The 19,757-nt window shown below is 64.7% G+C and carries 22 protein-coding genes; 14 read left to right on the top strand and 8 right to left on the bottom strand.

Annotation, left to right across the window (positions count from 1 at the left end; genetic code table 11):
• Positions 1 to 87: 87 nt before the first annotated feature.
• A complete protein-coding gene (gene gluQRS, locus E5X34_RS14155) occupies positions 88 to 960 on the top strand; it encodes a tRNA glutamyl-Q(34) synthetase GluQRS (protein ID WP_292565624.1) in 873 nt (290 codons plus the stop codon).
• On the opposite strand, the gene E5X34_RS14150 is transcribed toward gluQRS, so the two are convergent.
• Positions 957 to 1,352 carry a hypothetical protein gene (locus tag E5X34_RS14150; RefSeq protein WP_292565529.1) on the bottom strand — a complete coding sequence of 132 codons (396 nt, stop codon included), beginning with the start codon at positions 1,350 to 1,352 and terminating at the stop codon, positions 957 to 959. The genes gluQRS and E5X34_RS14150 overlap by 4 nt on opposite strands.
• A 47-nt stretch (positions 1,353 to 1,399) precedes the next feature.
• Here E5X34_RS14150 and E5X34_RS14145 point away from each other — a divergent pair, with 47 nt between their 5' ends.
• Positions 1,400 to 2,299: a DMT family transporter gene (locus tag E5X34_RS14145; protein WP_292565526.1), complete on the top strand. Its 900-nt coding sequence runs from the start codon at positions 1,400 to 1,402 to the stop codon at positions 2,297 to 2,299.
• Between the two features lie 124 nt (positions 2,300 to 2,423).
• On the opposite strand, the gene E5X34_RS14140 is transcribed toward E5X34_RS14145, so the two are convergent.
• On the bottom strand, positions 2,424 to 3,275 hold the full coding sequence (locus E5X34_RS14140) for a YihY/virulence factor BrkB family protein (protein WP_126081059.1): 852 nt from the start codon (positions 3,273 to 3,275) through the stop codon (positions 2,424 to 2,426).
• A 58-nt stretch (positions 3,276 to 3,333) separates the two neighbouring features.
• Between E5X34_RS14140 and E5X34_RS14135 the strand changes: the two genes are divergently transcribed.
• From E5X34_RS14135 to E5X34_RS14105, 7 genes are all read left to right on the top strand, one after another.
• On the top strand, positions 3,334 to 4,200 hold the full coding sequence (locus E5X34_RS14135; RefSeq protein WP_292565523.1) for an SDR family oxidoreductase: 867 nt from the start codon (positions 3,334 to 3,336) through the stop codon (positions 4,198 to 4,200).
• 25 nt (positions 4,201 to 4,225) lie between these two features.
• The gene (locus E5X34_RS14130) at positions 4,226 to 4,417 is read left to right on the top strand and encodes a twin transmembrane helix small protein (RefSeq protein WP_292565521.1); all 192 of its coding nucleotides are present in this window, start codon (positions 4,226 to 4,228) and stop codon (positions 4,415 to 4,417) included.
• A 17-nt stretch (positions 4,418 to 4,434) separates the two neighbouring features.
• Complete coding sequence (locus E5X34_RS14125; protein WP_292565518.1) at positions 4,435 to 5,016, top strand: cob(I)yrinic acid a,c-diamide adenosyltransferase; 582 nt, start codon at positions 4,435 to 4,437, stop codon at positions 5,014 to 5,016.
• Between the two features lie 33 nt (positions 5,017 to 5,049).
• Positions 5,050 to 5,859 (top strand): rhomboid family intramembrane serine protease, encoded by an 810-nt coding sequence (locus tag E5X34_RS14120; protein ID WP_292565515.1) that lies wholly within the window; start codon positions 5,050 to 5,052, stop codon positions 5,857 to 5,859.
• Between the two features lie 162 nt (positions 5,860 to 6,021).
• On the top strand, positions 6,022 to 6,771 hold the full coding sequence (locus E5X34_RS14115; protein WP_126081055.1) for an electron transfer flavoprotein subunit beta/FixA family protein: 750 nt from the start codon (positions 6,022 to 6,024) through the stop codon (positions 6,769 to 6,771).
• A 24-nt stretch (positions 6,772 to 6,795) separates the two neighbouring features.
• Positions 6,796 to 7,725, top strand: a complete 930-nt coding sequence (locus E5X34_RS14110; protein WP_292565512.1) for an electron transfer flavoprotein subunit alpha/FixB family protein — start codon at positions 6,796 to 6,798, stop codon at positions 7,723 to 7,725.
• 201 nt (positions 7,726 to 7,926) lie between these two features.
• Positions 7,927 to 8,805, top strand: a complete 879-nt coding sequence (locus E5X34_RS14105) for a 3-hydroxybutyryl-CoA dehydrogenase (RefSeq protein WP_292565511.1) — start codon at positions 7,927 to 7,929, stop codon at positions 8,803 to 8,805.
• Positions 8,806 to 8,835: 30 nt separating this feature from the next.
• On the opposite strand, the gene E5X34_RS14100 is transcribed toward E5X34_RS14105, so the two are convergent.
• The 3 genes from E5X34_RS14100 to E5X34_RS14090 all read right to left on the bottom strand — a co-directional run bounded on the left by E5X34_RS14100 (position 8,836) and on the right by E5X34_RS14090 (position 12,123).
• Positions 8,836 to 10,794 (bottom strand): PAS domain S-box protein, encoded by a 1,959-nt coding sequence (locus tag E5X34_RS14100; protein ID WP_292565509.1) that lies wholly within the window; start codon positions 10,792 to 10,794, stop codon positions 8,836 to 8,838.
• A gap of 152 nt (positions 10,795 to 10,946) precedes the next feature.
• Entirely contained in the window at positions 10,947 to 11,585 is a 639-nt protein-coding gene (locus E5X34_RS14095) for an NrsF family protein (RefSeq protein WP_292565507.1), read from the bottom strand.
• 1 nt (position 11,586) lies between these two features.
• A complete protein-coding gene (locus E5X34_RS14090) occupies positions 11,587 to 12,123 on the bottom strand; it encodes a sigma-70 family RNA polymerase sigma factor (RefSeq protein WP_127250972.1) in 537 nt (178 codons plus the stop codon).
• A 205-nt stretch (positions 12,124 to 12,328) separates the two neighbouring features.
• Here E5X34_RS14090 and E5X34_RS14085 point away from each other — a divergent pair, with 205 nt between their 5' ends.
• The 5 genes from E5X34_RS14085 to E5X34_RS14065 all read left to right on the top strand — a co-directional run bounded on the left by E5X34_RS14085 (position 12,329) and on the right by E5X34_RS14065 (position 16,874).
• Positions 12,329 to 13,333 carry an iron ABC transporter substrate-binding protein gene (locus tag E5X34_RS14085; RefSeq protein WP_292565506.1) on the top strand — a complete coding sequence of 335 codons (1,005 nt, stop codon included), beginning with the start codon at positions 12,329 to 12,331 and terminating at the stop codon, positions 13,331 to 13,333.
• A gap of 160 nt (positions 13,334 to 13,493) precedes the next feature.
• On the top strand, positions 13,494 to 15,068 hold the full coding sequence (locus E5X34_RS14080; RefSeq protein WP_292565503.1) for an iron ABC transporter permease: 1,575 nt from the start codon (positions 13,494 to 13,496) through the stop codon (positions 15,066 to 15,068).
• Positions 15,065 to 16,147, top strand: coding sequence for an ABC transporter ATP-binding protein (locus tag E5X34_RS14075; protein ID WP_292565500.1), 1,083 nt, complete (start codon positions 15,065 to 15,067; stop codon positions 16,145 to 16,147). Before E5X34_RS14080 ends, E5X34_RS14075 begins: the two co-directional genes overlap by 4 nt.
• Before the next feature lie 56 nt (positions 16,148 to 16,203).
• Positions 16,204 to 16,479, top strand: a complete 276-nt coding sequence (locus tag E5X34_RS14070) for an AbrB/MazE/SpoVT family DNA-binding domain-containing protein (protein ID WP_292565497.1) — start codon at positions 16,204 to 16,206, stop codon at positions 16,477 to 16,479.
• Complete coding sequence (locus tag E5X34_RS14065; protein ID WP_292565494.1) at positions 16,476 to 16,874, top strand: type II toxin-antitoxin system VapC family toxin; 399 nt, start codon at positions 16,476 to 16,478, stop codon at positions 16,872 to 16,874. Before E5X34_RS14070 ends, E5X34_RS14065 begins: the two co-directional genes overlap by 4 nt.
• A 1-nt stretch (position 16,875) precedes the next feature.
• Here the strand turns inward: E5X34_RS14065 and E5X34_RS14060 are convergent, their stop codons facing one another.
• Genes E5X34_RS14060 through E5X34_RS14050 form a run of 3 tightly spaced genes read right to left on the bottom strand, consistent with a single transcriptional unit; the run spans position 16,876 to position 19,754 of the window.
• Positions 16,876 to 17,673: a phosphodiesterase gene (locus tag E5X34_RS14060; protein WP_292565491.1), complete on the bottom strand. Its 798-nt coding sequence runs from the start codon at positions 17,671 to 17,673 to the stop codon at positions 16,876 to 16,878.
• Positions 17,674 to 17,720: 47 nt separating this feature from the next.
• Positions 17,721 to 18,827, bottom strand: a complete 1,107-nt coding sequence (locus E5X34_RS14055) for a sn-glycerol-3-phosphate import ATP-binding protein UgpC (protein WP_292565488.1) — start codon at positions 18,825 to 18,827, stop codon at positions 17,721 to 17,723.
• 12 nt (positions 18,828 to 18,839) lie between these two features.
• Complete coding sequence (locus E5X34_RS14050) at positions 18,840 to 19,754, bottom strand: ABC transporter permease subunit (protein ID WP_292565485.1); 915 nt, start codon at positions 19,752 to 19,754, stop codon at positions 18,840 to 18,842.
• Positions 19,755 to 19,757 lie beyond the last annotated feature (3 nt).

The raw sequence follows: 19,757 nt of genomic DNA, 5'->3' as shown, positions 1-19,757 counted from the left end.
CTTGTTCCCAGGGCGCCCGCGAAGTGGCAATGGATGGCTAACTATCAACTCGCGAAAGCACCTTTCAACCCGAATGCCGTCTCGAAGATGACGCTCCTGACATTCCGCTTTGCGCCGAGCCCGAATGGTGAACTGCATCTCGGCCATGCCTATTCCGCCTTGCTCAACCAGCGGATGGCGGCGCGGGTGGGCGGACGCTTGCTGCTGCGCATCGAGGATATCGATATCACCCGCTGCACACCGCAATTCGAGGCTGGCATTCTTCTCGAGCTCGAATGGCTGGGATTGCGCTGGGAAGAACCGGTGCGCCGCCAGTCCGAGCATTTTGCCGAATACCGGGCGGTGCTGGACCGGCTGATCGCTGAGGAACTGGTCTATCCGGCCTTCATGAGCCGGGGCGAGATCCGCGCCTTCATCGCCGAGAGAGGCGGCCGCGACTGGCCGCGCGATCCGGATGGCGTGCCGCTCTACCCGCCGCTCGACAAGGCCCTGCCGGCCAGGGAGCGCAAGCGGCGGATCGCCGAGAACATGCCCTTCGCCTGGCGGCTCGACGTCGAAGCGGCAAGGATGCGCGTCACCGCCGACCTGTCATGGACCGAATTCACCGATGAGACGATGTCGGCGACACGAGCGATCGAAGCGCAACCGCAGGCCTGGGGCGACGTCATCGTCGCCCGCCGCGACATCCCGACCAGCTATCATCTCGCCGTCGTCCTTGACGACGCGCTGCAGGGCGTCAGCCATGTCGTGCGCGGCCAGGATCTCTATGCGGCGACCGGCGTGCAGCGCCTGCTGCAGGAACTGCTTGGCCTGTCCCAGCCGCGCTATTTCCACCACCGCCTGATCCTTGGTCCGGACGGCAGGAAACTGTCCAAGAGCTTCAAGGACACCGGTCTTGCCGCGCTTCGCGAGGCAGGCATGTCGCCGCAGGACGTCAGGCGGCTTGTCGGGTTTGATTAAAGCCGCGCCATCCCGGCCTTGATCAGCGCCAGCACGCTGATGAAGGCAAAGGCGCCGCCGAGCCCACAGGCAACCGCCAGCCTGAGATCGCTCAGGCTGATGCCATGCTTGTGGGCGATCACCATCGCGGCAAAAAAACCGAAGATGAACAGCAGCGTGTTGCCGGTCGGGCCAAACCCGCTCTCCTTCATGATCGCGTCGAGCGCCGTGCCGAAGAAGAAACCGAAGCCGGCGATGATCAAGAAGGCGAACAACAGCCAGGTCGTGTCGAGATGCAAAAACATGCCCACCCATGGCGCGCCGACGCGCCATGCCCCTCTTGGCACGGTTTGTTGAATTCGACTTAGCTTATGGATCAACCGTTTCGTTTTGCTTGCCGGATTGAACGGCATTAGAGCAAATGCCGTCATCAACCGTTCACCCCGGCAGCCTCCCACCCATGCAGAGCATCAAGCGGTTCATTCCCGCCTCCTTCGTCGTTTTGTGGGCGACAGGCTTCATCGGCGCGCGCTACGCCATGCCCTGGGCGGAACCCTTCACCTTCCTTGCCATCCGCTTCGTGATCGCTGCGATCCTGTTTGCCGGCCTCGCCGTGCTGCTGGGCTCGCGCAAGGCGGCGCGCGACGAGGCGTTACATGCGATGATGGCCGGCGTCCTCATGCATGGCGTCTATCTCGGCGCCGTCTTCTGGGCGATCCACCGCGGCATGCCGGCGGGGTTTTCGGCATTGATCGTCGGCCTGCAGCCGCTGATCACCGCCGTGCTCGCCGGCAGATTCCTCGGCGAGGCGATCCTGCCCCGCCATTGGGCCGGGCTCGCCGTCGGCCTAGTCGGCGTCGTCATCGTGCTGTGGCCCAAGCTCGGAGCGGTCGGTGGCGGCGTGACCGCGGCAACATTGACCGCCTCGCTCGTCTCGGTGCTCGGCATGAGCGCCGGCACCATCTGGCAGAAGCGCTACGCCTCCGGCGGCGATCTGGTGTCGGCGACGATGTGGCAATATGTCGGCGGCTCCATCGTGATGATCCTGGGCTCGCTCGCCTTCGAGACGCGCGCCATCACCGTCAATGGCGAGCTGATCTTCGCCATGGCCTGGCTGGTCCTGGTGTTGTCGGTGGGCGCCATCTTCCTGTTGATGGTGATGATCAGGGACGGCGAGATGTCGAAGGTAGCCTCGCTGTTCTACCTGGTGCCGGCCGTAACCGCGGTCATCGCCTGGATGCTTTTCGACGAGCAGCTCAACCTGCTGCAGATCGCCGGCATGGCAATCGCGACCCTTGGCGTGGGCCTGGCGACAGCGGGGCAGGCTAGGGGAAGGGGAATTGAAGAATTGAAGAATTGAAGAATTGAAGAACCGAGGAACTGAGGAACTGAGGAATCGCGGGCAACAACTGGCGCTGTGTTTTTCTTAAATTCTTCATTTCTTCAATTCCTCAGTTCCCCAGTTCCCCTTCTCCCGACGCAACTCACCCGACGCGCGCACGAGCCTCCAGGTAACGGCTGATCGCGGCGTTGAGCTCGCCGCCGAGGATGAAGATCGCCGAGATGATGTAGAGGAAAACCACCGCGATCATGATCGAGGCGAGCCCCGCATAGGTCGTCACGTAGGACGAGAAATGATCGAGATAGGTGGCGAAGATGGTCGAGCCGGCGAGCCAGGCGATCAGCGTGAAGACGATACCCGGTATGATCGAGACAAAGCGGCGCTTGCCGGCCGGCAGCCAGATATGCACCGAGAACAGCCCGATGACGATGACGGTGGAGGCGACGACGTAACGCCACAGCGTGATGGTGCCCATATAGGGCTTGATCCATTCGAGATGCGCCTCCGCCAGCCTGGCCAGCAGAGGGGCGAACACCAGAAGCACGCTGACGGCCAGAAAACAGGCCGTGGCGATCAGCACGAAAATGATGCTCTGCACCCTGCGGTGGATGATGCCCCGCGTTTCGGTGACGCGATAGGCCCGGTTGAGCGAGGTGCGCAGCGCCTCGATGCCGTTCGACGCGAAATAGGCGGCAAGCACGACGCCGTAGGTCAAAAGGTCGGTTCGCCTGACGGTGAGAACGTTCTGCACCTCGCGCGCGATCGGCTTGGCGATCTGCTCCGGCCAGGTGTCGAAGACAAGATGCACCGCCGTGTCCGAGAACGCCTGCGCGCCGAGGAAGCTCGCCAGCGTCGTGGCGAAGATCAGGAAGGGAAACAGCGCCATCAGCGAGGTGATGGCGAGATGGCTGGCCATCGCCCAGCCGTCGTCATTGTTGAAATGGCCGATCGCATCGTAGAGCACGCGCTTGACGGCGACGATATTCCTGAGCAAGGACCCGCGCTCCGCTCGATTGTGTCGACGCCGCGAATATGGGAAGTGATTGCGGCAAATGGCAACCCCAGGTCAGACAACGTCCACCGTCGCGAAAGAGTTGCGCACCGTCATCGTCACCGGGGCCTCCTCCGGCATCGGCGCCTATTGCGCGCGGGCCTTGAAGGCTGAGGGCTGGCGGGTCTTCGCCACGGCGCGCAAGCCGGACGATATCGCCTTGCTCGAGGCCGACGGCCTGGAGGCCTTTTACCTCGACTATCGTGAGCCGGAATCCATCGCCGCGCTGGTCGAGGCGGTGCTTGAACGCACCGGCGGCACGCTTGACGCGCTGTTCAACAACGGCGCCTACGCTCAGCCCGGCGCCGTCGAGGACCTGCCGGTCCCGGCGCTGCGCGAGCAGTTCGAGGCGAATTTCTTCGGCTGGCATGATCTCACCCGGCGCGTCATGCCGGTCATGCGCCGCCAGGGGCACGGCCGTCTCGTCCATTGCTCCTCGATCCTCGGACTGGCGCCTGTCCGCTTCCGCGGCGCCTATTCGGCATCCAAGCACGCCATCGAAGGCCTGATGCTGTGCATGCGCCAGGAACTCGAAGGCAGCGGCATCCACCTTTCCCTCATCGAACCGGGACCGGTGACGTCGAAGATCGCCAGCAATGGCCTCGCCTGGTTCCTGAAGAACATCGATGTCGATAATTCCGTCCACCGCGCCGACTATCAGGCGCAGCTCGCCCGGCTTCAGGCCGGCGGCAGCGTGTCGAAACTGAAGCCGGGGCCGGAGGTCGTGCACAAGGCGCTCCGTCACGCGCTTCTGTCACAGCGCCCGCGCCCGCACTATGTGGTAACGGTGCCGGCCAGGATCGGCGCGGTGCTCAAACGCATCCTGCCGGCGTCCCTGCTCTATCGCGTGCTCGCCAGGCGCGCCTGACCGAAACTGAACCGGAGCCAGCCAGATGGTCATCGTCTTGAAGCTTCTCGCCGTCATCGCGATGGCGGCCGTGCTGATCGTGCTGGTTCGCGGCCTGATCAACATGATGCGCGGCGGCTCCGGCGTCACCTCGAACAAGCTGATGCAAGCCCGTGTGATGCTGCAGGCCGTGGCGTTGGCGCTGCTGTTGCTGGTGGTCTACTTCACGCGCAAATAGGGTCTTTTGGGGACGTTATGGTCAAGCTCAACAAGATCTACACCCGCACCGGCGATGACGGCACCACCGGGCTCGGCACTGGCGAGCGGCGGCTGAAATCCGACCTGCGCGTCGATGCCTATGGCACGGTCGACGAGGCCAATGCCTGCATCGGCATGGCCCGCATCCATACCGCCGGCCAACATCCCGCGATCGACGCCATGCTGTCGCGCATCCAGAACGATCTGTTCGATCTGGGAGCCGACCTCGCCGTGCCCGACGACGGCAAGCCGCTGGAATACGAGCCGCTGCGTATCGTCGCCGCCCAGACCGGCCGCGTCGAGCAGGACATCGACCTCCTCAACAAGGACCTGCAGCCGCTGAAATCCTTCGTGCTGAACGGCGGCACGCCGGCCGCCGCCGCGCTCCATCTGGCCCGCACCGTGGCGCGCCGGGCCGAGCGCCTGATGGTGGCGCTGGCGCAGGATCCGGCCGAGCATGTCAATCGCGAGGCGCTCAAATACATCAACCGCGTCTCGGATTTCCTGTTCGTCGCCGCCCGTGCGGTCAATGACAATGGAAAGGCCGACGTGCTATGGGTTCCCGGCAAGAACCGCTGAATGAACCGCTGAATTCGGGGGCGGGAGGGTCCGATGTTCATCCCGCTTTACGACACCAACAGGCTGCGCCACATCCGCCTGCAATATGTGACGATCGGTCTGATCGTCGTGAATGCGCTGGTCTATCTGGCGACCACGCTCGGCGGTGAGAACTTCACCAATGCCGCGGTTCTCGGTCTCGGCTTCATCCCCTCGGTGGTCCACGACAAGGTCGAGCTGTCGCCCGAATTCGTCGTCATCCCCGAAAGCCTCAGCTATCTCACCTATTCGTTCCTGCATGCCGACATTTTCCACCTCGGCGGCAACATGCTGTTCCTGTGGGTGTTCGGCGACAATGTCGAGGATGCGCTCGGCCACATACGTTACCTGATCTTCTACTTGGCCTGCGCCGTCGCCGGCGCTTTCTTCCAGGGGCTGGTGGCCTGGGATTCGCAGGTGCCGCTGATCGGCGCCTCCGGCGCCATTGCCGGCGTCGTCACCGCCTATTTGATTCTCTACCCTCGCGTGAAAGTCTGGGTGCTGGCCTTTGCCCGCATCCCCTTGCGCATTCCGGCCTTCATCCCGCTCATCCTCTGGATTCTGTTCCAGATCGTGATGTTCGCCGCCGGCGGCGAGGACCAGATCTCCTGGGCCTGCCATATTGGCGGCATCATCGCCGGATTCGTGCTGGTGCTGGTGCTGCGCAGCCGCGGCGTGCCGCTGCTGGCCGGCGCCGACGGCGAGCCGGACCCGACGCCGAACATCCAGCAGCCGCCTGTGCCCGTCGAGCCCGCCGCGAGCGACGGCACCCCGGCGCAGCCGGGGTCGCAATGGGGCCGTGGAGCAGCAACGCCTCGCGACTGAACCGATTTGGGTGAGTCGTGGGATATTGACGCGCGGATTTGCCGCCACTACGGAAACGGCACCGCTGGGCGGATATTCCGCCCGTAATGTCGGCTTTCGACAACTCTGACAGGGCGTACGCTGCTATAGCGCCCCGACTATCTCAGGAGAGGTGACAGGAAAATGAAGATCCTTGTGCCCGTGAAGCGGGTTGTGGATGCCAACGTCAAGGTCCGGGTGAAAGCCGATGGACTCGGCGTCGAGCTCGCCAACGTCAAGATGGCGATGAACCCGTTCGACGAGATCGCGGTCGAGGAAGCGATCCGCATCAAGGAAGCCGGCAAGGCGGAAGAGATCATCGTCGTCTCGGTCGGCCCGCAGCAGGCGCAGGAGACGCTGCGCACCGCGCTCGCCATGGGCGCCGACCGCGCCATCCTGGTCAAGACCGACGAGCAGACCGAGCCGCTCGGCGTCGCCAAGGTGCTGAAGGGCGTCGTCGAGGCGGAGAAGCCCGGCCTCGTCATCCTCGGCAAGCAGGCGATCGACGACGATTCCAACCAGACCGGCCAGATGCTGGCCGCGCTGCTTGGCTGGTCGCAGGGCACCTTCGCCTCCAAGGTCGAGCTCGCCGGCGATCATGCCAAGGTGACGCGCGAGGTCGACGGCGGCCTGCAGACCGTCGAACTGAAGATGCCGGCGATCGTCACCGCCGACCTTCGCCTCAACCAGCCGCGCTATGCCTCGCTGCCCAACATCATGAAGGCCAAGAAGAAGCCGCTCGACGAGAAGAGCCCGGCCGACTTCGGCGCCGACGTCAAGCCGCGCCTCAAGGTGATCAAGACCGAGGAGCCCGGCGGCCGCAAGGCTGGCGTGAAGGTCAAGAGCGTGGCCGAGCTCGTTGAGAAGCTGAAGAACGAAGCCGGCGTTCTGTAAAGCGATCAGGAAAGGACAAAGAAAATGGCAATTCTCCTCATCGCCGAACACGACAACGCAAGCCTTTCCGATCAGACCGCCAAGGCGCTGTCGGCGGCGCTCCAGATCGGCGCGGATGTCGATGTGCTGGTGGCCGGCAAGGGCGCCAAGGGCGCCGCCGACGCCGCCGCCAAGCTGAAGGGCGTGCGCAAGGTGCTGCTCGCCGAGGCTGACGAGCTTTCGGAACGCCTCGCCGAGCCAACCGCAGCTCTCGTCGTCTCGCTGGCCGGCTCCTATGACGCGATCGTCGCGCCGGCGACCTCCGCCGGCAAGAACATCGCGCCGCGCGTCGCCGCCCTGCTCGACGTCGCCCAGGTGTCCGAGATCATCGAGGTGGTCTCGCCGGACATCTTCAAGCGACCGATCTATGCCGGCAACGCCATCCAGACTGTGCAGTCGACCGACGCCAAGAAAGTCATCACCGTGCGCACCGCTTCCTTCGTGGCAGCACCGGAAGGCGGTTCCGCCTCGGTCGAGACGGTCGGCGCCGCCGCGAACCCCGGCCTCTCCTCCTTCGTCGAGAACAAGCTCTCCGAAAACGATCGTCCGGAGCTGACCTCGGCCAAGATCATCATCTCCGGTGGTCGCGCGCTCGGCTCCTCGGAGAAATTCCAGGAAGTCATCCTGCCGGTCGCCGACAAGCTCGGCGCCGCGGTTGGCGCCTCGCGCGCCGCCGTCGACGCCGGCTACGCGCCGAACGACTGGCAGGTCGGCCAGACCGGCAAGGTGGTCGCGCCCGACCTCTACATCGCCGTCGGCATCTCCGGCGCCATCCAGCATCTGGCCGGCATGAAGGACTCCAAGGTCATCGTCGCCATCAACAAGGACGAGGAAGCGCCGATCTTCCAGGTTGCCGACTATGGCCTGATCGGCGATCTCTTCGTCATTTTGCCGGAGCTGCAAAAGGCGCTTTGACGCCGTCCGTTCTGGCATATTAAAATCCAAAGGGTGGGGTAGACGAAGTCGCCCCGCCCTTTTAGTTTGCACTGCACAAAAAGCGGGCCATCAAGGCCCGGAGCCAATCCGGCGGTTTCGCATCCGGATTGCGGGAAACAAACAAGCAGGAACGTCTTTGTACTTCCAGGAAGTGCGGGCGTTCCGGACGGGATCGGGGTCATGAGCAAGATCGAGACGATCGGCATTGTCGGCGCGGGTCAGATGGGCGGCGGTATTGCCCATGTCTCGGCGCTGGGTGGCTACAAGGTCCTCATCCACGATATATCTGCCGACCGGATCGAGAAGGGCATCGCCACCATCAGCGGCAACATGGCCCGCCAGGTCGGTTCCGGCAAGCTCGAGGAAAAGGCGCGCAACGACGCGATGGCGCGCATCTCCGCCGCCCCGGCCATGGCCGACCTCGCCGCCGCCGATCTGGTGATCGAAGCGGCGACCGAGGACGAGACGGTCAAGCGCAAGATCTACGCGCAGCTCTGCCCGCAGCTCAATCCGGAAGCGATCCTGGCGACCAACACCTCGTCCATCTCGATCACCCGGCTTGCCGCCCAGACCGATCGTCCCGAGCGCTTCATCGGCATACATTTCATGAACCCGGTGCCGGTGATGAAGCTGGTCGAGCTCGTGCGCGGCATCGCCACCGAGGACCAGACCTTCGAGGCGGCCAAGACCTATGTGAAGCACCTCGACAAGACGATCACCGTCTCGGAGGATTTCCCGGCCTTCATCGTCAACCGCATCCTTTTGCCGATGATCAACGAGGCGATCTACACGCTCTATGAGGGCGTGGGCACGGTCGACGCCATCGACACCGCCATGCGGCTCGGTGCCAACCATCCGATGGGACCGCTGCAGCTCGCCGACTTCATCGGCCTCGATACCTGTCTTTCGATCATGCAGGTGCTGCATGAGGGCCTGTCGGACTCGAAATACCGCCCCTGCCCGCTGCTGGTGAAATATGTCGAGGCGGGCTGGCTCGGCCGCAAGACCGGCCGCGGCTTCTACGACTATCGCGGCGACCATCCGGTGCCGACGCGCTGATCTTCCGCGGCTGAACCCTTCCGGCGCGACTCAGGACGCCGCGGCGAGCGGCATAGGCGGCACATCTCTCGAAGCTTCGTCCGGTGCTGCGGAAACGCAGCCGCGGCCGGCCGCCTTGGCATCGTAGCAGGCGGCGTCGGCGCGGGCGATGATCTCATCCACCTCGCCGCAACCGGCGCGGATCGGCGCGAGCCCGATGCTGGCGCCGATCGAATGCGGGCGGCCGTCCCAGCTGAAATTGAGGTTGCGGATTGCATCGATGATCGAGCGCGCCGCGATCTGCCCGCGCGCCGCGTCGCCCGATTTGAGGATGACGGCGAACTCGTCGCCGCCGAGCCGCGCGACGATCTCTTCCGGGCCAAGCACATTGCGCAAGGTGTCGGCCACGCGCCTGAGCAGCGCGTCGCCCGCGGCATGGCCGCCGGTGTCATTGACGGCCTTGAAGTGGTCGAGGTCGACGAACATGAACTGGTGCTCGCCGCCATTGAGGCGGCACTGGTCGACCAGTTCCTCCATGGTGCGCATGAAGCTCGAACGGTTGGCGAGCCCGGTCAGCGCGTCATGGGCGGCGGCATAGGCCAGTTGGCGCTGCAGGGCGCGCGCGTCGGTGAAGTCCTGGAAGACGATGACCAGGCCGCAGAACTGCTCGCGGTCGTTCATGATCGGCGACACCACCTGGCGGATGCTGCAGCGCGTATCGTCGCGCCGCACGAGAACCGCGCGCGTGTTCTGGTCGCAACGAGGCCGTTCGCTCGCCAAAGGGCGCGTCAGCGCGATTCTCTGCCCGCTTTCCTCATCGACCGCCCAATAGACATGGCCGAGCACCTTTCCAAGGGCTTCGCTGACTTCAACGCCGGTGAGCTTTTCCGCGACCGGGTTCATGAAGGTGACGCGGTTGGCGGCATCGGTGCAGATCACCGCGTCGCCGATCGACTGCAGCGTGACCCTCAGACGCTCCTTCTCATCGGCCAGCATCGCCGCCGAAACCATCAGCCGCGTCTCGGCCTCCTTGCGCTGCGTGATATCGGTCAGGCTGCCGATGGCGCGGATCACCCGGCCATCCGCGTCGCGCTCGATCGTCTTGCCACGGTCGAGGATCCAGACCCAGTGGCCGTCCTTGTGCCGCATCCGGAACTCGGCTTCGAAAAAGGGCGTCTCGCCGGCAAGGTGCGCGCGATCCGCCTCGGCGACGCCTGCCTGATCGTCGGGATGGATCATGGTCAGCCAACGGTCCGGGTCGCCGTCGAGCTCGCCAGCGGCATAGCCCAGCATCTTCGCCCAGGTTTCGGAATAGGTTGTGCCGCCCTTGCGCATATCGAGGCTCCAGACGCCCTGTCCGGTGCTGGTGAGCGCGAAATTCCAACGGGTCTCGGCCTCGGCGATGCGCGCCTCCGCCTGCTTGCGGGCGTCGATGTCCTCGATCTGCGACACCAGATAAAGCGGCTTGCCGGTGTCCTCGTCGAGGATGACCGACCCGGCGAGTTGCGCCCAGACTGGAGTCCCGTCCTTCCTGAGGTAGCGTTTTTCGAAATGGTAGGAGCTGATCCTGCCTTCCTTCACGTTCAGCATCGTCTCGCGGCCGATCGGCAGGTCGTCCGGATGCGTGATCTGCGGGAAGGTCAGTGCCTCGATCTCGGCGCGGCTATAGCCCAGCATGTCGGCGAAAGCGGGGTTGGCCCGCTGGATGCGCCCGTCGAGGCCGACAATGGCGACGCCGATCGCCGAATCCTCCATGGCGCGGCGGAAGCGCTGCTCGCTCTCGGCGATCTGCCGGCGGTCGTCGACGATGCGGTGAATGAACATGGCCGACAGAAACAGCGTCGCGGCCGTGATGGCGACGGAAATCTGCAGGCTGAGCCTCAGCGCGTCGGCGCCAAATTCGAGGCGCGGCAGCAAGATCGACACAGCAGTGGCAGCCAGGCCGACTGCCAGCAAACCCTGCGCGGCGTGCCTGTCGGCACGAAGCCCTTTCCAGTTCAACCACGCCACGATGCGATCCACCCCACCACGCAACTGCACGTTGCCACAACCCTGGCGGATCGATTTTAAGGAATGGTTGCGTGGAAGGGTGAGATCTGTCCGCTAACCGGCAAACAATTGCCGGCATGATTAAGGGACGGTTTCGAAACAGCCCCGGCGGGCTACCAGCGCACGAAAAGCCGCCCGCCGATGGCCCCGAGCAGCGTCAGGAAGGCGATGGCGATCGTGTACCAGGTGGCGACGAAGAGCGGCGAATCGTCGAAACAATGCGCGGCGTAGAAGGTTGCCGCGAGCCCGCCTGCGAGCAGCCCGGCCACCGCGCCCGCAAGCACCGGCCGCGTCGGCGCGCCGTAGCGCAGCATCCCGAGGAAGACCGCCAGCGGGCCGATGCCGATCAGCGGGATGAAAGTCATGCAGATCATCATGTTCGAGCCGACGAGCCGCTTGCTCCAATCGGCCTGGGGCACGACGAAAAGCTCGAGGACCACCGCCAGCACGACCAGAAGCGGCGCCGCGAGCATCCAGGCCATCCTCCGCCTGGTCGAAGCGCCCGGCACCGACAGCGCGCGGATCAGCGCAAAGGCGCTGGCCGCAAGCACCAGCGTGAACACGAATTTCGACATGAAGCGCATCGTGTGCATGGCCGGCATGATGTCGGGACGCGGCCCGATGGTCGTAAAGAACACGGCTGCCGCGATCGCCACGGCAACGCAGACCGCCAGCCACCACGCCTTGCCCATCGGCATGGCCTCCTTGCCGGCATCCGCGTCGAGCGCTTTGATCAGATCCTCTGTCCTCATGTCACTGTCGTCCGAATCGTTTGGCGATCGCGGCGAGGCCGCGATGCAGCGACACGCGCACAGCCGTTTCGCTGACGCCGAGCTTGGCGGCGGTCTCGCCGATCGAATGACCGTCGACCGAGATTGACGAGACGACCGAGCGTTGCGTCGGCGGCAGTCCCTCGAGCGCCCGGTTTATGTCGCGCTCGCTGACCGTCTCCGTCTCCGGCTCGGCGAAGGTCTCGGCGATCTCGTCGATCTCGACCTCGATGCGGCGCCCTCGCCGGCGAAACGCGTCGATAAGCTTGAAGCGGGCGATCGCGTAGACCCAGGGCAGCACCGGCGCATCCGGCCGCCAGGTGTGGCGTTTCACATGAATGGCAAGCAAGGTTTCCTGCACGACATCCTCGGGGTCGACTCCGCCCTGAACGATCTTGCGCCGGACAAAACCGCGAACGAGGGCGGCGATGCGATGCAGAAAGTTGGCATAAGCCCTTTCGTCTCCCGCAATCGCGGCCCTGAGCAGCCCGGAGAGCTCTGCCTCGTCCTTGCCGGTCACAAGAGTTTACCCCCGAAGTTCGCATCTCGGCCTGGGTTTGTTACGTGGCCGGCGAAATAATGTCCAAGCCAAACTGCCGCAGAATCACGAAAGTTTGCGGCATGGCGACGGATTGAAGCAGGGTCACAATCTTGACTACAATGATCAGGTATTTATAGGTGAGCCAAGCCTGAACCCCTGTCTCCAAATTCGAGGACGATGCCCCATGAAAATTGCCCTTTCCACGCTCGCCGGCGCTGCGATGGCGCTCGGCCTGATCGCCGGCCCGGCCATGGCGGAGGATCAAGGCATCGTCGTCTACAATGCCCAGCATGAGAGCCTCGCCAAGGAATGGGCTGCCGGCTTCACCAAGGAAACCGGCATCAAGGTCACGCTGCGCAATGGCGGCGACAGCGATTTCTCCAACCAGATCGTCGCCGAGGGCGCGGCCTCTCCGGCCGATGTGTTCCTGACCGAGAATTCGCCGGCCATGGCGCTGGTCGAGGCGGCCGGCCTGTTCGCACCGGTCGATGCCGGCACCCTCGCCCAGGTTCCCCAGCAATACCAGCCGTCGAGCGGCAAATGGGTCGGCGTCGCCGCCCGCAGCACCGTCTTTGCCTACAACAAGGACAAGCTGAAGGAAGACCAGCTCCCCAAGTCGCTGCTGGACCTCGCCGATCCGAGCTGGAAAGGCCGCTGGGCCGCCTCGCCGTCGGGCGCCGACTTCCAAGCCATCGTCAGCGCCCTGCTCCAGTTGAAGGGCGAGGCCGCGACCGCCGACTGGCTGAAGGCGATGAAGGAGAATTTCACCGCCTACAAGGGCAACAGCACTGTCATGAAGGCGGTCAATGCCGGCGAGATCGATGGCGGCGTGATCTACCATTATTACTGGTTCGGCGATCAGGCCAAGACCGGCGAGAACAGCAAGAATGTCGGCCTGCATTATTTCAAGAACCAGGACCCGGGCGCCTTCGTTTCGGTTTCGGGCGGCGGCGTGCTGGCCTCCAGCAAGCATCAGAGGGAAGCCCAGGCGTTCCTGAAATGGGTGACCGGCAAGGGCGGCCAGGACGTGCTGAAAACGGGCACGTCGTATGAATATGCGGTCGGCAAGGATGCCCAGTCCAACCCGAAGCTGGTGCCGCTGGCCGACCTGCAGGCGCCGAAAATCGATCCGGCGACGCTGAATTCCAAGAAGGTCATCGACCTGATGACGCAAGCCGGCTTGCTTTAGTTCGCGTTCGTCCTAAAAGGGCAAACGACCGTGCTCCCGCGGGAACTCGCTTCCGTGGGAGCGCTTTTGTTTTGGAGATGGCCTCGTCGATGACGATCATCTGCGTTTGCGGCCACGGCCGCGGTTCATCACGTCGCTTCCGGGCGGCCTATTCCGACTGATGGCGTCCGCGATCCACCTCACGCCTTCCGCGCTGCCGGCGGCCGGAATGAAGAAGCGCCGGGCCATGTCGTGGATCACGCTCGCCGCGGCTTTGATCTCGCTCATCGCGCTGCTGCCTCTCGCCTTCATCGTCTGGATCGCGATCCAGACCGGCTGGGATACGGTGGTTGCGCTGATCTTCCGCCCGCGCGTCGGCGAGTTGCTGATCAACACCGTGCTCCTCGTCATCGTCACCGTGCCGATCGCCATCACGCTGTCGGTGGCGCTGGCTTGGCTGACCGAACGCAGCGACCTGCCGGGCAATCGGCTGTGGTCGTGGCTGTCGGTGGCGCCGCTCGCCATCCCTGCTTTCGTGCACTCCTATGCCTGGATCAGCTTTGTCCCTGGCCTGCACGGGCTCTGGGCCGGGGTGCTGGTCTCCGTCATCGCCTATTTCCCTTTCCTCTATCTGCCGATCTCCGCCGCGTTGCGCCGTCTCGACCCGGCGCTGGAGGATGCGGCGGCGGCGCTTGGCCTTGGCCCGTGGCGGGTTTTCGCGCGCGTCGTGCTGCCGCAGTTGAGGCTTGCCATCTGCGGCGGCTCGCTGCTGGTCGGCCTGCATCTTCTGGCCGAATACGGCCTCTATGTCTTCATCCGCTTCGACACCTTCACCACCGCGATCGTCGACCAGTTCCAGTCGACCTTCAACGGCCCGGCCGCCAACATGCTGGCCGCCGTGCTTGTGGCTTGCTGCCTTTTCCTGCTCGCCCTCGAGGTGATGATACGCGGCGAGGAGCGCTATGCGCGTGTCGGTTCCGGCGCCGCGCGCAAGCAGCAGCGTGCCCGCCTCGGCCGCGCCGCCCTGCCCTGCCTGCTTTTGCCGGCCGGTGTCGCACTGCTGTCGCTCGGCGTGCCCTTCGTCACTGTCGGCCGCTGGCTGCTCGCCGGGGGCGCGGATGTCTGGCGCTGGGACGAGATTGGGCTGGCGCTCGGCCAGACGCTGTTTCTTGCCATCGTCGGCGCGGTGCTTGCGACGGTTGCCGCCATGCCGATGGCCTGGATCTCGATCCGCGCGCCGGGCCGGCTGCAGCGCCTGCTCGAGGGCTGCAACTACATCGTCGGCGCCTTGCCGGGCGTGGTCATTGCGCTGGCGCTGGTGACGATCACCGTGCGCGTCGCGCTGCCGCTCTACCAGACGCTGTTCACCATCCTGTTCGGCTATGCGCTGATGTTCCTGCCGCGCGCGCTGATAAGCCTGCGCGCTTCGATCGCGCAGGCTCCGGTGGAGCTGGAGCGCGCCGCCTCCAGCCTCGGCCGGCCGCCGGTCAAGGCGCTGTGGGCGACAACCATCCGTCTGTCGGCGCCGGGTGCGGCGGCCGGCATGGCGATGGTGGCGCTCGGCATCACCAACGAGCTCACCGCCACCCAGATGCTCGCGCCCAACGGCACCCGCACCCTGGCGATGGCCTTCTGGTCCTACAGCGGCGAGATCGACTACGCCTCCGCCGCTCCTTACGCGCTGATCATGGTGGCGATGTCGCTGCCGATGACCTGGTGGCTCTATGTCCAGTCAAAGCGGATGGCCGGACGATGAGCTTTCTCGAACTCAGCGATGTCGCCAAGAACTATGGTCCGGTGACGGCGCTGGCCGGCGTCGACCTTCAGGTCGAAAGCGGCAGCCGCACCGCGATCGTCGGGCCGTCCGGCTGCGGCAAGACCACATTGCTCAGGCTGATCGCCGGCTTCGAGGCGCCGGACCGCGGCCGCATCGCGCTTGACGGCAAGGTGCTCGCCAATGGCGACGCGGCCGTGCCGGCGCATCGCCGCGGCATCGGCGTGGTGGCCCAGGATGGCGCCCTGTTCCCGCATCTCAGCATCGCCGACAATATCGGTTTCGGCATCGCGCGAAATGCCGACAAACGGGCCGAGCATATCGTCGAGCTCGCCTATATCGTCGGACTGGACAAGGCTGTCCTGAAACGCCGGCCGCATGAGCTGTCCGGCGGCCAGCAGCAGCGCGTCGCGCTTGCCCGCGCCATGGCGATGAAGCCGCGGCTGATGCTGCTCGACGAACCTTTCTCGGCGCTCGACACCGGGCTTCGTGCTTCGATGCGCAAGGCGGTGGCAGAGCTTCTGGAAGAGGCGGGCATCACCACCATCCTGGTCACGCACGACCAGGCCGAAGCGCTGTCCTTCGCCAGCCAGGTGGCGGTGATGCGCGACGGTCTGTTCTCGCAGGTCGGGACGCCGCGCGAGCTCTATTTCCAGCCCAAGGACAGGATGGTCGCCGAATTCCTTGGCGACGCCATCATCGTGCCCGCCAGGATCGCGGATGGCTTCGCCGTGTCGCGGCTCGGCCGCATCGCCGTCGACACGAAGGAACGGCGCGATGTCGCGCGCATCATGCTGCGGCCCGAGCAGATCCTGCTCAAGCTCACCTCCCGCGAAGGCATGTCGGGCACGCCGGACATGCTGTTCGGCGAGGTGACGGACTGCGAATTCGCGGGCGCCGTCTGCACCGTGGCGGTACGGCTGCTCAACAGCCCGGATCCGCCGGACGCCGCCGCCATCGGCAACACGCCGCTCATCTTGCGCAGGACAGGCATGGACGCGCCGTCCGTCGGCGAGATCGTGCGGCTGACCGTCACCGGCAAGGCACACGTATTCGCTTAATCTTCGCCTTGAAATAATGCAATTCTGCATTATCTTCAGCGGTCGGAGGCCACACCATGACGACATTGACGGTTACAGCGCGGGGGCAGGTCACGTTCCGGAAGGATGTGCTCAAGCACCTCGGCATCCAGCCCGGCGACAAGATCAGGCTTGATCTTCTACCTGGTGGCCGGGCTGAGCTGAAAGCCGACCAGGGCAAGGGCTCCTGGCAAGAGCTGAGCGGGATGCTCAAGGGCAAAACCAACGGCGCACGGCTTTCGATCGAGGAGATCAACGATGCGATCGCCGACGCCGGGGCTTCGAGAGGGATGCGCGGAATCGAGCGCAAGTGAAGGTCAGCCTAGACACCAACGTGCTGTTGCGGCTCATTGTCGGGGATGACGAAGCGCAGCAGCAGACCGCAGCCGAGACCCTGGAAGGGGCCGAACTGGTCGCGATCAGCGTTCAAGCGCTCTGCGAGTTTGTTTGGGTGCTGGACAGAAGCTACCGGGTCGCGCGGCCCGACATATCAGCCTCGATCCGTCGCATCCTTGATATGCGCAACGTCGTAGCCAACCGACCAACGATCGAGGCGGGCCTGGCCGTGCTCGACGCCGGCGGAGATTTCGCCGACGGCGTGATAGCGTTCGACGGTCAGTGGCTCGGCGGCGAAACCTTCGTGTCCTTCGATAGGAAAGCGGTAAAGCTGGTCGAAGGACAGGGAACGCCCACACTGCTGCTCGAGTGATCTACCGCACGCGCTGTCCCGTTGCCGGCGACCAGAGCGGCCATTGCTCGAGAAAGTCGTGGCTGTGGATGACGACGCGCTGCCCGTCGATCAGGATGATCGAATAGGCGGGCGGCGCCTGCTCGACCATCTCGTCGCCGACCACGTCGAGCATGAAGCGGGCATGCAGGCCGCGTTGCACCGAGAACGGAATGCCGGCGACGGTGCCGGCTATGTCGCGGTGGACATGGCCGAAGAAGATGTAGCGGACATTGCCGTGGCGCGTCAGCACGTCGATGAGCCGCTGCGGCTGCTCGAGCCCGAGCGGGTCGAGCAGCGTGAGCCCAAGCTCGACCGGCGGATGGTGCAGGAAGATATAGGCGGCCTTGCCCGTCGCCTCGGCGAGCCGCGCATCGAGCCAGCCAAGCCGGTCGTCGCACAACTCGCCGGTGACGCGGCCTTCGGCCAGGCTGTCGAGGAAAATGAGCTGCCCCTCCGGCGTGTCGAAAACCGACTGCACGAAACCGTTGCCGTCGGTCCCGTTTTCCGGGAAGGCGGCGATGAGGTTGGCGCGCCGGTCGTGGTTTCCAGGCAGCAGCCGGTAAGGCACGGCAAGCCGGCTCAGCGCCGCCTTCAGGTCGGCATAGCTGTCGGCCTCGCCGTCGTCGGTCAGGTCGCCGGTGAAGATGCAGAGCGCCGCATCGCTGTGGCGCTGATTGATATGGTCGATGCAATGATCGAGCCGCTCATTCAGGTTCGCGCCATATCGCATCTCGCGCAGACGGCCGAGATGGACGTCGGTAACCTGGATGATCTTCATGCCCTGAACCCTCAATCAAAATGTCCGCAAAAGCCGACGGAAAGGGATCACCCTTGTAGCGCCGGCTCCGGCACAGAAGCCTTGAACACCTCCAGCCTACCGCCTGTCTCCGAAGAGAAGAAGTGCAGGTCCGCTTCCGCGAATTGCAGACCGATCGTGCTGCCCGGTTCGGGGTGGACGGTCTCAGACGTCACGACAGAGAACGGCGCGCCGTCGAGATCGACATAGATGACACGGCCGGCGCCCAATTCCTCGATGAGGTCGACCGTCGCCGCGAGCGCTCCGGGCGTCCCCGGCGCCACCATGCGCACCGCTTCCGGCCGGACGCCGACCGCGACCTTCGAGCCCACGGCAAGACCCGTGCGCGACACGCTGAGCTTGCGGCTGCCGCCAAGCAGCGAAATGCCGTCGAGCGTCACCGTGCCTTCGAGCATGTTCATCGCCGGCGCGCCGACGAAGGTGGCGACGAAGCGGCTTGCCGGCCGGCCATAAACTTCCGCCGGCGTGCCGACCTGCTCGACGCGGCCGCCATTCATTACCACCAGCCGGTCGGCCAGCGTCATCGCCTCGACCTGGTCATGCGTGACGAAGACGGAGGTGGCATTGAGCCGCCGGTGCAGCTTGCGGATTTCCGAACGCATCTGCACGCGAAGCTTGGCGTCGAGGTTGGAAAGCGGCTCGTCGAAGAGGAACACCTTCGGCTCTCGGATTATGGCGCGGCCCATGGCGACGCGCTGGCGCTGGCCGCCGGACAGCGCCATCGGCTTGCGGTCGAGCAGGTGCTCCAGTTCCAGGACGCGCGCCACCGCCTGGATGCGCTGGGTCCGTTCGGCCGACGGAACGCCGGCCACCTTCAGCGAATAGCCGATGTTCTGCGCCACGCTCATATGCGGGTAGAGCGCGTAGTTCTGGAACACCATGGCGCAGCCGCGTTCGCGCGGCTCGAGCTTGTTGACGACCGTGCCGTCGATGGCGATCGTGCCGTCGGAAATCTCTTCCAGCCCCGCGATCATCCTGAGCAGCGTGGACTTGCCGCAGCCGGAGGGTCCCAGGATGACGACGAATTCGCCCGAGGCGAAGTCGAGGTCGACGCCGTGCACGACCTGCGTCTTGGCATAGTTCTTCTTGACGCCGCGAATGGTGATGGAGGCCATCTTATCGTCTCCTTATTTTTCGGTGGCGATCAGGCCGCGCACGAACCATCGCTGCATCAGCACCACGACGATCAGCGGCGGCAGCATGACGATCAGCGTGCCGGCCATGGCGATATGCCATTCGGGCGCGCCGCCGACATTGGGGATGAGTTGCTTAAGCTCGGTCACCGCCATCGCGTGCGACTGGTCGGTGGTGATGAGCAGCGGCCACAGATACTGGTTCCAGGCCCACAGGAACATGATGGTGCCGAGCGCCGCCATGTTGTTGCGCGACAGCGGCAAAAGGATATCGACGAAGAAGCGCAGCGCGCCGGCGCCGTCCATGCGCGCCGCCTCGGTCAATTCGTCCGGCACGGTCAGGAAGAACTGGCGGTAAAGGAACGTGCCGGTCGCGGTCGCGACCAGCGGCAGGATCAGGCCGCTATAGGAATTGAGCAGCCCCAGGCTGAGCTGGACCTGAACGCCCGATATCTTCTCGATCAGCCAGGACAGCCCTGTCAGGTCCATGATCGTCTGATACGGCTCGAGCACGTTGGCGACCACCGCATAGGTCGGCACGATGCGCACTTCGAGCGGCAGCATCAGCGTGATGAAGATCAGCCAGAAGATCAGCATGCGGCCAGGATAGCGGAAATAGACGATCGAGAAGGCGGTGAGCGCCGAGACGATCACTTTGCCGGCGGCAACGCCAAACGCCATGATGAAGGAATTGAGCAGCTTCGGGCCGAGATCGGCCGTCGTCCATGCCGTCTTGATGTTGACCCAGAAGTCGCTGCCCGGCAGCAGCGACATCGGCACGTCGTTGACGTCCTTCAGATTGTGCGAGGCGGCGATCGCCACGATGACGAACGGCGCCACGCAGAAGACGAAGCCGGCGAACAGGATCAGATGCGTGAAGAAATTGAGGATCGGAGTGCGCTCGACCATGGC

Source organism: Mesorhizobium sp., assembly GCF_004963255.1.
In the GTDB taxonomy this organism is placed as follows: Bacteria; Pseudomonadota; Alphaproteobacteria; order Rhizobiales; family Rhizobiaceae; genus Mesorhizobium.
This window is presented reverse-complemented; position numbering and strand designations above follow the sequence as displayed.